This is a genomic window from Pseudomonas sp. A25(2017) (genome assembly GCF_002001065.1).
In the GTDB taxonomy this organism is placed as follows: Bacteria; Pseudomonadota; Gammaproteobacteria; order Pseudomonadales; family Pseudomonadaceae; genus Aquipseudomonas; species Aquipseudomonas kilonensis.
This window is the reverse complement of record NZ_MUOA01000043.1, coordinates 127,924-140,648: the sequence shown is the minus strand read 5'-3', so window position 1 is coordinate 140,648 and position 12,725 is coordinate 127,924. Positions and strand designations below refer to the sequence as shown.

At 59.2% G+C, this 12,725-nt stretch carries 6 protein-coding genes; all 6 read left to right on the top strand.

The genetic code is table 11. The annotated features are described in order from the left end of the window. Positions 1-5: 5 nt before the first annotated feature. The 6 genes from flgK to B0E42_RS04860 all read left to right on the top strand — a co-directional run bounded on the left by flgK (position 6) and on the right by B0E42_RS04860 (position 12,695). Positions 6-2,072 carry a flagellar hook-associated protein FlgK gene (gene flgK, locus B0E42_RS04885; RefSeq protein ID WP_053178492.1) on the top strand — a complete coding sequence of 689 codons (2,067 nt, stop codon included), beginning with the start codon at positions 6-8 and terminating at the stop codon, positions 2,070-2,072. A 13-nt stretch (positions 2,073-2,085) separates the two neighbouring features. After that, the gene (locus B0E42_RS04880) at positions 2,086-3,651 is read left to right on the top strand and encodes a flagellar hook-associated protein 3 (RefSeq protein WP_077505859.1); all 1,566 of its coding nucleotides are present in this window, start codon (positions 2,086-2,088) and stop codon (positions 3,649-3,651) included. Between the two features lie 109 nt (positions 3,652-3,760). Then, complete coding sequence (locus tag B0E42_RS04875) at positions 3,761-7,342, top strand: glycosyltransferase (RefSeq protein ID WP_053178558.1); 3,582 nt, start codon at positions 3,761-3,763, stop codon at positions 7,340-7,342. 65 nt (positions 7,343-7,407) lie between these two features. Beyond that, positions 7,408-10,302 (top strand): TIGR00180 family glycosyltransferase, encoded by a 2,895-nt coding sequence (locus tag B0E42_RS04870; RefSeq protein ID WP_053178494.1) that lies wholly within the window; start codon positions 7,408-7,410, stop codon positions 10,300-10,302. A gap of 342 nt (positions 10,303-10,644) precedes the next feature. Then, positions 10,645-11,571, top strand: coding sequence for a ketoacyl-ACP synthase III (locus B0E42_RS04865; protein ID WP_053178495.1), 927 nt, complete (start codon positions 10,645-10,647; stop codon positions 11,569-11,571). A 275-nt stretch (positions 11,572-11,846) separates the two neighbouring features. Next, entirely contained in the window at positions 11,847-12,695 is an 849-nt protein-coding gene (locus B0E42_RS04860; protein WP_053178496.1) for a flagellin domain-containing protein, read from the top strand. Positions 12,696-12,725 lie beyond the last annotated feature (30 nt).

Below are 12,725 nucleotides of genomic sequence, written 5' to 3'. Positions count from 1 at the left end.
GAACCATGAGTTTGCTCAATATAGGGATGTCGGGTCTGTCAGCAAGCCAGACTGCGTTGGTGACCACGGGTAACAACATTGCCAACGTCGATACCGCCGGTTATTCGCGCCAGCAGACTGTGCAGACCACCAAGGCGTCGAACCAGTACGGCAACGTGTTCATCGGTTCCGGCACGACCCTGGCCGATGTACGTCGGGTGTATAACGCCTTCCTTGAAGCACAACTGAAAACCACCACGTCGCTCAACAGTGACGCGGCGGCCTATCAGGGCCAGATCACTCCGCTCGACTCCCTGTTGTCGGACAGCGGCACCGGTCTCAACGGCGCGCTGACCAAGTTTTTCGCCTCGGTGCAGAACGTCAACGCCAAGCCGGGTGATGATGCATCCCGCCAGTTGCTGCTCAGCGATGCCCAGGCCTTGAGCAACCGTTTCAATTCGGTTGCCAACCAGTTGACGGAGCAGAGCCAGAACATCAATGGCAACCTGTCGAACATGGTCGACCAGGTCAATAACCTGGCGGCCACCGTTGCGCAGTTGAACAAGAAAATCGCCGAAGTTTCCAACGCCGGCGGCGCGCCCAACGACCTGCTCGACGCCCGCAGCGAAACCATTCGCCAGCTCTCGACGTTCACCGGCACCCAGGTCGTCGAGAACGGCAGCAGCCTGGACATCTACCTGGGCTCCGGCCAGCCGTTGGTGATGGGCAATATCGTCAATACCTTGCAGGCGGTGCCGGACAAGAACGATCCGGGGCGCATTGGCATTCAGCTCAACAGTGGCTCCAGCTCCATGGACCTGACGTCGGTGCTCACCGGCGGCGAGATCGGTGGCCTGATGCGCTACCGCAGTACCGTGCTCGACCCGGCCATGAACGAGCTGGGTCGCGTGGCCCTGGTGGTCGCCGACCAGATGAACAGCGTCCAGGCCTCGGGCATCGACATGAACGGGGCCTTCGGCTCCAACCTGTTCACTAACATCAACAGCGCCGCGCAGATCAGCCAGCGCAGCGTTGCGTCGTTGAACAACAGCGCCGGCTCCGGCAACTTCAACATCGCCATCAAAGACTCCGGCAAGCTGACCACCAACGACTACAAGGTGACGTTCACCACCGGCACGGACTACACCGTCCAGCGCCTGCCCGACGGCACCTCGATGGGCGCGTTCAACACTGCGACCACGCCGCCGCCGGTGATCGACGGTTTCTCGATGACGTTCGCCAACGGCACCGCTGCCGCCGGCGACACGTTCAAGCTTACGCCGACCCGCAACGAGGCGGCCAACATCAAGACCGAGATGACCGACTCCAAGCGGCTGGCGATTGCCGCGCCGTTGGGCGCCGCCATCGTGCCCGGGGGCAGCGGTACGCTGACTATCCCGGCCAGCGGCCAGCCGAGCATGACCACCAAGCTGGACATCTACGACGCCGCCACCACGACCATCATCCAGAACGGCATCAAGAACTCCATGCCGGTCAAGGTGGTGTTCGGCGCGACATCCGCTGATGGCACCAGCCAGGCTTATCAATTGCTCGACGCCCAAGGCGGTACGCTCAGCAGCGGTACGATCAAGCCTGGCCAGAGCAACACCCTGAGCCTGAGTGTTCCGCTCAAGGACGCCAGTGGCAACCCGATCATGGATTCGTCCGTGCCGCCGGTGCAGCGTACCGTCGCGTTCGACATGTCCATTGCCGGCGCACCGTCCCAGGGGGCGGGTATCAATATCAGCCTCAGCCAGCCGGGCAGCCTGGACAACCGTAACGGCACTGTCCTGGCCGGTTTGCAGACCGCCAAGACCGTCGATACCGGGTCCAGTAGCAAGGGTATTTCCCTGAATGATGCCTACGGCAAGCTGGTGGAAGGCGTCGGCGCCAAGGCCGCCCAGGGCAAGCTCGACAGCGCCGCCACTGGCGCGATCCTGGACAACGCCAAGACCGCTCGCGACTCGCTGTCGGGCGTGGACCTGGATGAAGAGACCGGCAATCTGGTGAAATTCCAGCAGTACTACACCGCGTCTTCGCAGATCATCAAGGCTGCGCAACAAATCTTCAGCACATTGATCAACAGTCTTTAAGGAGCCGTAGCCCATGCGCATTTCCACCTCTCAGTTTTACGAAAGCACGGCTGCGAACTACCAGAAGAACTTCGCCAAGGTGGTCAAGACCAGCGAAGAAGCCAGCAGCCTGGTGCGCGTGAACACCGCCGCCGATGATCCGGTGGGCGCTTCGCGTTTGCTGCAACTGGGTAACCAGGCTTCGATGCTTTCTCAATACGAAGCCAACGTCACCACCATCAAGGCCACACTGGGCACCACCGAAGCGGTCATGACCAGCATTGGCAACGTGCTGCAGCGCGCCAAGGAATTGGCCGTGAGTGCCGGTAACGCCGCTTACACCGACGCAGACCGTAAAGCGGTCGCTTCGGAGTTGGGCTCGATCGAAGATCAGTTGCTGAGCCTGATGAACACCAAGGATGAAAACGGCAAGTACATCTTTGCCGGTTCCAAGGGCGATGTCGTACCGTTCACCCGCAATGGCGATGGCACCTACAGCTACAACGGCGACCAGGTGACCCTTGACCTGCCGATCGGCGACACCATGTCGATGGCCACCAATAGCACCGGCTGGGAAGTGTTCCAGCAAGCCGTCAACACTAGCCGCACCCAGGTCACCATGACAGCGCCGGCGGTGGATGATGGTCGCGTGGTGCTGACCAACGGCCAAGTGTCATCCAGCGTGACCTACAACAGCCAGTTCCGCAGTGGTGAGCCGTACACGGTGGAATTCACCAGCGGCACCCAGTTGAGAATCACCGATTCTGGCGGCAACGACGTGACCGCTGAAGCCAGCAAGGGTGGGGTCATCGAGCCTAGTAACCAGGCCGGGCAGAGCGTGATGTTTCGCGGCGTCGACCTGACCTTGAACGTCAACCTCCAAGCAGGTGATGTGGCAGGCACGGTGTTGCCTGGTCATACCTTCACCCTGGCTGCCAAACCGGACACATTCACCCCGGCCCGCAGCCCGGGCAACGCCACCGCGACCCAGATCACCGGCAGTGCAGTCACCGATCCGACGGCCTACCACGCCAGCTTCCCGACGGGGGCGGCGGTGCTGAAGTTCACCAGCCCCACGGATTTTGACCTGTATGCCGCGCCACTGACCGCTGACAGCAAACCAGTTTCCAGCGGTACCCTGGCAGGCAACGTCGCTACCGCATCCGGCGTGAGTTTCACACTCAATGGACCCCCGGCGGCCAACGATCAGTTCAGCATCGCGGTCAATACCCACGAGACGCAGAACATCCTGGACACCGTGAACCAGTTGCGGACCGCATTGACCACCCCAGCCGATGGCGACAACATCGCCATCCAGAAACTGAATGCGTCACTGGCTTCGGCTATCGGTAACCTGGCCAGCGGCACTGACCACTTGACCAGTGCATTGAGTTCGGTCGGCGGGCGTGGCCAGTCGCTCGATACCCAGAGCGATACCAACCAGAGCTTTGTCCTCGCCAACTCGCAGACCCAGTCGGCGATTCGTGATTCCGACCCGGCCGAAGTGATGACGCGCCTGACCTTGCAGCAGACTATGTTGCAGGCGTCGCAGTTAGCGTTCAGCAAAATCAGTCAACTGGGCTTGTTCAATAAAGTCTGATCCAGGGCGGGGGCCGTGACGCTATAAGCGGTCCCTGACCCGTTTCTTATACGATTCAGGACGTCCTGCTCTCGCCTGAGTTGACGCCCACCGGTTGAGAGCCATGCGTGTGAAATCAGCTCCTCTTGTCAGCATTGCCATCCCCGCGTACCACCCGCGTTTTTTCCGCCTCGCCTTGCAAAGTGCGCTCGAGCAGACCTACGAGAATCTTGAGATTGTCATCTGCGACGATTGCCGCACCGATGAAATCGAGCAGATTGTCCAGGAGCTTGGCGGGCGCCCCAATGTTGCGGTGCGCTATCTGCGCAACCCGACTCGGCTGGGGTTCCAGCAGAATCTGTTGCGCTGTCTTGAGGAGTCCCGGGGCGAGTTCATCAAGTTCCTGTGCGATGACGACCAGTTGCTGGCGTTCTGCGTCGCCCAACAGGCGACCATCTTGCAGGAGCATGCGCAAGTATCGCTGGTGATCAACAAGCATCATTTAATCGATGCAGACAATTATGCCCTGCCGGTCCGCGTTGAAAATACGGGCATCACGCAATTCGATGCGCTGTTCAACGGCAGCGACATGCTGGCGTATTTTGAAAAAACCACCCGTAATATTCTCGGCGGTTTGAGTGGCGCATTGATGCGTCGCACCGATGTCGAGGCCTTGCTGCCAGCGTTGGCGCGGCCCGGCGAAGGCTTCGAGGCGGTCCTCGACTTTGCCTTGTTCATCTGCCTGTTGCGCCGGGGTAATCTGGTCCAACTGTACGCCGAGGGAAGTGGCCAGCGCTTGCATCCGGACCGCCTGGCGCGTCAGGCCAAGATGCTCGAGGCCGCCACGGTGGAGCTGACTTGGCTCAAGGAAATGCTGGCCCAGCGCAGTGGTGAGCCAGCGCCGGCCAGTGGCTGGGTACGTTACCAGTCGCTGGGGCAGCCCAAGGAGCCAGGGGCGCCCGAGTGGGAAGAAGTCAACGTCTACTCGGTCATTGCGACTCGCCAGGGCGTCATCGGCGCGCAAGTCGGCACGGACATCGAAAGCTACGCAGACCTCTATGCGCAGTGGTTGACGTGCCGACGTTTCAGCCCATTGCGCAAGCAAGTCTTGTCCCGGCAAATCGCCCGCTGGGCCTATCGTCCAACGATAATTCCCATCATCATCGACGCGCAGGACGATCCTTATGCGTTGGGCATTACCCTGCAGAGTATCGCTGCCCAAGCCTATGCCTGCGAATCAGTGCTGCTGCTGTCCAACGGTCGCCAGGCTGTGGACAACCATGTCCTGCGCCTTGGCCTGCAAGCGGACTGGGCGCAGCAGCTCAACGGGCTGTTGCCTCAACTGGACGGCGCCGATTGGTTCTACCTGCTGCGTGCCGGCGATCGCTTGATGGAGTCGGCTCTGCTGATCATGGCCGATCGGATTGTCAGCTCGCCAGCTGCTGCCTGTCTCTACAGCGATGAAGGTGCGCTGGTGGATGACAAGTCGGTGGAGCCGATCTTCAAGCCCGACTTCAATCTCGACCTGATGCGCGGTTATCCCTATGTCGGTCGGACACTGGCTTTCGAGCGTGCCCGATTCCTGGCCTCGGGTGGATTCGATTCGAGCCTGGGCGAATTGGCGCCCCATGACTTGATCTGGCGACTGGTGGAAACGGATGGGCCGCAGGTCATTGGTCATATTCCGGAAGTCCAGGTCGAGTCGACGTTTTCGTTTGCCCAATGGCTGTCGTTACCTGAGGTCATCGAGCAAAACCCTCGGCTGATCGGCGCTCATCTACAGCGTATCGGCGTGCCGCACCGGCTTCACTCGGCGCCGCTCCTAGCGTTGATCCCGCGCATTGAATACCTGTTCGCCGAGCGACCAATGGTGTCGATCATCATTAGCGTCAAGGATGATCTGAGCGCGCTGGAGCGTTGCGTCAACAGTCTGCTCAGTACGACCGCGTATCCGCATTACGAAATCATCATTGTCGATAACGCCAGCGAAAACGCCGAACTGCAGCATTGGCTGCGGGCCATGGCCGAGTTGGGCAGTGAAAAATTGCGAATATTCCTGCACCCGGGAAGCGGCAGCGAAGCCGTGATTCGCAATTTCGCCTCACAGCATGCCCGCGGCGAATACCTGTTGTTGCTCAACCCCAATTGCATCGTGCTGGAAGCCGCCTGGCTGGACGAGTTGCTCAATCATGGGCAACGACCCGAGGTCGGTATCGTCGGTCCTCGCACACTCAACCAGCAAGGCCGGGTCATCGACTCCGGCATGATCATGGGGCTGGGTGGGTTGGCGGGCAGGGCCTTCGTCAACGAATCGGTCGCGTCTGGCGGCTATATGCAACGCTTGCAGACGGTGCAGAACTGGAGCGCTGTCGGCGATCACTGCTTGTTGGTGCGCAAGCAGGTTCTTGAGGAGGTCGGTGGGTTCGATGAATCGATCACAACACAGCGCATCAACTCTCTGGAGTTATGCCAGCAGGTCGGAAAAAACGGTTACCTGATCGTCACCACGCCTTACAGTGATGTCGTGCTGGCGTCCGGCGTGGAAGCCAGTCGTGATCCTGGGTGGAAGCAGCGCCTGGAGCGCGAACAAGAGGCATTCTATCAGCGCTGGTTGCCCCGGATCGCCAACGATCCCGCCTACAACCGTAACCTGACCCTGACCGGAAAAAGCTTCAGTCTTGAACCGGGGCCACGCACCGGCTGGAATCCGTTGATCACCCGCAATGTTCCTTCGATCCTGGGGCTGGCGGTCAATACCTCGGCGGTGGGGCATTACCGGGTCAGCCAACCGTTATTCGAACTGGAAGCGGCGGGGCGAGTCGTCGGGCGTGTTGCCTACGATACGCCCTCGATCATCGACATCGAGCGCCAGTCACCGGATGTGATCATCCTTCAAGGTCGCTATAACGTAGGTAAGTTCAAGGACATCACTCAAGTCAAGACTTACTCCAACGCCATGCGCATCTACGAGTTGGATGACTACATCGCCAGGGTTCCGGAAAAAAACGAACACCGCCGCAATATGCCGGACAACCTCGAGGACTTGCTGCGCCAAGGGATCGGCCTGTGTGATCGGGTGGTGGTGTCCACCCATCCATTGGCAGACGCTTTGTCGAGCATGCACCACGACATTCGCGTGGTGCCGAACATGCTGGCTGCCGGCCTGTGGAATCAGCTCAGAAGCCAGCGTGCAACCTCCAGCAAGCCGCGTATCGGTTGGGGGGGCGGCACCAGCCACCGTGGCGACCTGGAGCTCATCGCCGATGTCGTTCGGGAATTGGCTGATGAAGTCGAATGGGTTTTCTTTGGTATGTGCCCCGATTTGCTCAAGCCCTATATCCATGAGTTTCATCCTGGCGTGAGCCTGGCGCTTTATCCGGCAAAACTTGCCAGCTTGAATCTGGACTTGGCCCTGGCACCGTTGGAGTTTCATATTTTCAACGACTGCAAAAGCAACCTTCGCCTGTTGGAGTACGGGGCGTGCGGTTATCCGGTCATTTGTTCGGATACCGAGGCTTACCGGGGTCACTTGCCTTGCACCCGGGTCCTCACCAACAGCACCGAAGAATGGCTGGAGGCGATCCGTATGCATCTGGCAGACCCGATTGCCAGCTCCCGGATGGGCGACGAATTACGTGAAGTGGTGCTGCGCGACTTTATCTTGCGTGGCGATAACCTGCAGTACTGGGCCAATGGCTGGCTACCGGATTGATGAGTTTTCAACCGCGAAACTCCCGGTGTCGCTGATGCGGCCATCCCACTTTTTAAGGAATGAATATGCAAAGCAATGTCCCAACAGGATCGACTGCGCCGTTGAATGAACGGTTTACCCTGGTGTTGCTCGCCCACGACCAGTCGACCGCCCTGCGGCGGGCGTTGCGCCACTACCGCGACAGTTCGTTCGCCGTGCTGGTGATCGACTCATCGAGCCAGATCGCTGCGGGTACCACTGCAGCGTTCCCCGGAGTGCAATACTTGCATGCGCCTACGGCCATTGGTTTTGGCGACAAGGTTCGCCAGGCCGTCGAGCGAGTCGCGACGCCTTACCTGGCAGTTGTCGATGCCGATAGTTTCCTGCTGCCCCAAGCGCTCGAACAAGCGGTGAGTTTCCTTGAAGCACACCCTGAATACAGCGCGTGCCAAGGCTACAGCCTGGCGTTCGAGGCCCATGCCGACCGTGTCGACTATTACCTGCTCGATCGCAAGGGCTGTGAAGATTATTCCGGCCCATCGGCCGAAGCCCGGCTGGCCGCATTTGCCGAGGATTGCCCGTCCCTGGTGAATGCCCTCACGCGCACTGAAACACTGCGGCGCAGTTACGCTTCGTTGCCCGCCGGGTTTGATTCGCGGTTGCAGGAGGCCGGTCATTCCCTCGGTTTGGCGACGGATGCAAAGGTCCGCTTGCTGGACATTCCTTATGGAGTACACGAGCGCAGTCGCGTGGCGAAGCCACGGGGCCCGGTTGGCATGGTGCCTGGTACCGTGGACTTGCGAGCAGTCGCTGAACAGGAACGCATGGCCACGATGCTGGCCGGCGCCCTTGGCATGGATACTTCGGCACAGGAGCATGCCCGGGCCATACTCAAGAAGCTGGTCGAGCGTTCGGTGCCGCAGGCTGGGAAACTGTTCGAGTCGACCTGGGATTCGCGGCGCGGCGAACCGGTCCGGCGTTTCGAACCGACGCAATATGTTGAGTTGCCCTTTTATAACCAGGCTTTTTTCGACGCGCTCACTTCGCTGGAATTCCTGCTTCATGCGGCGCCAAGCGGGCAGGTGCAGTTGAAGGAGCTGGAAGCCGTCATGCTCAAGCATAAGGAGCTGTCTCGCCCCCAGCGCAATACCAGCGCCGAGCCGCTTGATGAACAGCTGGCCAGGGCTTTCCTGAGCTATGCCTTCAACCAGGATCTGGTGAAGCAACTGCTCCAACTCATGCAGGCCAAGGGTGACAAGCGCTACGTGCAGATGCTCCAGGCCTGGGAACAACGGCTCAAGGCGGCGGCGTTTGAAAATACCGCGAGGTTGTTCGACGCCACGCGCTCCGGTCAATTGTTGCGCTGGCTCGACGCGCGTGAACCGAGCGCCAGTGAAGCCCAGAAAGTGTCCAAATACCTGGCCGCTCGCAACGGTGGCCCGACGTTTGGCATTTTGATCCTGGATCTGGACGCCGACATCTTCAAGATGCAGACGACCTTCGACAGCGTGATCAACGGCTATTGCCGGGCGTTCAAGATTGTCGTGTTCACCACCGGTGACCTGCCGAGCGAGACCACACCGCAGAACGTCTTGCATTTCGTCAAAGTCAACGAAAGCAATTACGTCGACAAGATCAATCAGGTTGTCAGCCAGAGCGATTGCGATTGGATGGTCATGGCCGAGGTCGGCGATGAATTGACACCGGGCGGCCTGTTCCGTGCGGGTGTGGAGTTGTTGAGCGCGCCACAATGCCAGGCCGTTGCAATGGACGAGTTCCAGCGCCAGCCTGACGGGACGCTGGCTGATGTCTTCCGGCCAGGGTTCAACCTTGACTTGCTGCAAAACGCCCCGGCCTTGATGGCCCGTCATTGGCTGGTGCGCCGCGAGACATTGGTGAAGCTCGGTGGTTATTCGCGCGAGTTCAAGAGCGCGATGGAGTTCGACCTGCTGTTGCGTCTGATCGAGCAGGACGGCTTGGAAGGGCTTGCCCATCTGGATGAGCCGCTGTTGACTTGCCAGGCGGCGCCGGTGGAAGACAATGCCGATGAGCGCAAGACATTGCTGCGCCACCTGGCGGTTCGTGGTTATCAAGCTGACGTAAGTGCGATCGTGCCGGGTACGCATAAAATCGACTACCGCTTTGCCGAGCGTCCCCAGGTGTCGATCATCGTCCATGGCATCGGCGATCTAACGGCGCTACAACGTTGCCTGCTCAGCGTACTGCAGCGCACCCGATATCAGCGCTACGAAGTGCTGGTTCCCTCCGAGGCTGCAAACCATTCCGTACTGCGCACTTGGCTTGACGGCCAGGGGCACCAGGCCAGTCGTGTCCGGTTGTTGGATATCGAGCCGGGCGTCGCGACGGGGACCTTGATCAACGCTGCCAGCCAGGAGGCCAAGGGCGAGTATCTGGTGACTCTGGCGGCCGACAGCGAAGTGGTCAACGTCAACTGGATCGAATCGCTGCTCAATCAAGTCTTGCGTCCGGAGGTCGGCGTGGTCGGTGCCAAACTGGTCGAGCGTGACGGACGTGTTACCCAGGCCGGTTTGATCCTGGGCTTGAACGACGAAGTCGGCTCGGCCTTCGTCGGCGAGCCGAAGACCGCCAGAGGCTACATGAACAGGTTGGTGGTCGAGCAGAATTGTTCGGCGGTGTCTTTTGCCTGCCTGATGATTTCCAAGCAGTTGTTCGAAGCGGCTGACGGCATTGATACCGGACTGTTCGACGATGCCCTGGGTGACGTCGACTTGTGCCTGAGAGTTGGCCAGGCCGGATATCTGACGGTATGGACGCCGCATGTGCAGGTCATCCAGTCCGGCGTGCTGGCGAGTACCCCTGAGGCGCTTACGGTGCTGCGTGAGAAGTGGACCGGGGCATTCGCCCAGGATCGATTCTACAACGGCAACCTGGCGTTGCAAGGCGCGGGTTTCGCCCTCGGCCCGGTGCGCAACGTACCCTGGGCCGACTTGCTCAACTGATCTGCCGGATAGCCTCCCTTGCGGGGCTTTCCATCAATGCCGGCAGGTAAAAACCTGCCGGCATCTTCCGCGAATTACGCTGCCATCCCCGAGTTTTCTTTCTGGTGTCCTATGCCATCACGGGAGACGTCGCGGCTTTGTTTGTCATGAAAAAATGCCTTTGCAGAACAAAACGGCGTGACGCATAGGTCATAAAGTGCATCTTCACTGTATTGTATTCCCCGGAGTGGAGGCCTATTCGTTCGCCGGACAAGGCGTCAGCCCTCGGGAATCAACCATTTTTGAAGCGCCCCTGAGCTTTTGGGGGTGAACCTAGTCGCAGTTTATGATCGGGAAGCCATGATGATTGGCATAAAAAGCATAGCGAGTTATGTGCCGACCGCTGGTGTGGATAACTACGCTCAGGGTGCCAAATTCGAGAAGGATGAAGAATTCATCCTTGGCAAGATTGGTTCGGCGTTCCTGCCGCGCAAAGACGCTGACCAGGAAACCTCGGACCTGTGTGTCGAAGCAGTGAATGCATTGTTCGCCAACAACCCGCAGCTTTCGCGCGAATCCATCGACGCGTTGATCGTTGTCACCCAGAACGGTGATGAAGAGGGGCTGCCGCACACGGCTGCCATCGTGCAGGACAAGCTCGGGCTGCCGACCCATGTGGCGGCGTTTGATATATCACTGGGCTGCTCGGGCTACGTGTACGGCATCTACGCCCTGAAAGGCTTCATGGAGGCCGCAGGGCTGAAAAACGGGTTGCTGGTGACCGCTGACCCGTATTCGAAAATCGTCGACCCTGAAGACCGCAACACCACCATGTTGTTTGGCGATGCCGCCACCGCCACTTGGATGGCCGAGGGCGCCAGCTGGCAGTTGGGCAAGGCCAAGTTCGGCACCGATGGTTCCGGCGCGCCACACCTGAAGGTCAGTGACGGGGTGTTTTTCATGAACGGTCGCCAAGTCTTCAACTTCGCGCTGTTGAAAGTGCCCGCTCATCTGCACGAACTGCTGGACGAGTCGTCATTGCAAGCCAGTGATATCGATGCGTTCTGCATTCACCAGGGCAGCGCGGCGATTGTCGATGCCGTGGCGCGGCGTTTCGAGGGTGAACCTGAGAAGTTCATCAAGGACATGGTCGAGACCGGCAACACCGTGTCGTCGAGCATTCCGCTGCTGCTGGAAAAGCACGTCCTGGATGCTAACTGGAAACGCGTGGCGATCAGCGGTTTCGGTGTGGGCCTGTCGTGGGGCTCGGCGATTCTTTATCGCGATTGATCAAATCATGTTCTTCCAATAGCGCTTCAGGCTGGCCTGTAGCGCTATTTTTTTGCCCGCGACTTTGTTCTGCGGTTTATTGACGCCATTTTTCAGGCCTTTTCCTGCGGCTAAACCCTTGTTTTGCAAGGGGTGGCAGTCTGCTAGCAAATTTTTTGAAAAAAGCCCTCAAGCAAGTTCCCAATCCGACGATAACTATTACGAAGGTTCTCTAGGCCACACCCGGCGGTTGCCAGGGCCGGAAGCCGCAGTACCCAACCAACGAGGAATTCGTCATGGCTTTAACAGTAAACACTAACGTCACATCGTTGAACGTTCAGAAGAACCTGAACAAGGCTTCCGATGCTCTGTCCACTTCGATGACCCGCCTGTCTTCCGGCCTGAAAATCAACAGCGCCAAAGACGACGCCGCCGGCCTGCAGATCGCTACCCGTATGACCTCGCAAATCCGCGGTCAGAACATGGCGATCAAAAACGCCAACGACGGTATCTCCATGGCGCAGACCGCTGAAGGCGCGATGCAAGAGCAAACCAACATCCTGCAACGTATGCGTGAACTGGCCATCCAGTCCCGTAACGACAGCAACAGCGCAGATGACCGTATCGCTCTGAACAAAGAGTTCTCGCAGATGAGCGACGAACTCACCCGTATTGCCAACAGCACCAACCTGAACGGCAAAAACCTGATGGACGGTACTGCGAGCACCATGACCTTCCAGGTCGGTGCCGAAAACGGTTCCGACAACCAAATCACCCTGACCCTGAGCGCCAGCTTCGACGCTGCCACCCTGGGTGTTGACTCGGCGATCACCATCGTTGGTTCCGACAGTGCTACTTCGGAAACCAACTTCTCGGCCGCCATGGACGCAATCACCAGCGCGATCGACACCATCAACAGTGCTCGTGCCGACCTCGGTGCCGCCCAGAACCGTCTCAACAGCACCATCTCCAACCTGCAGAACATCAACGAAAACGCCAGTGCTGCACTGGGTCGCGTACAAGATACCGACTTCGCTGCTGAAACTGCACAACTGACCAAGCAGCAGACTCTGCAGCAAGCGTCTACTTCGGTTCTGGCCCAGGCCAACCAACTGCCGTCCGCTGTACTGAAGCTGCTTCAGTAATAGCCGGATGAGTTTTAGCGGGGGAGTGCG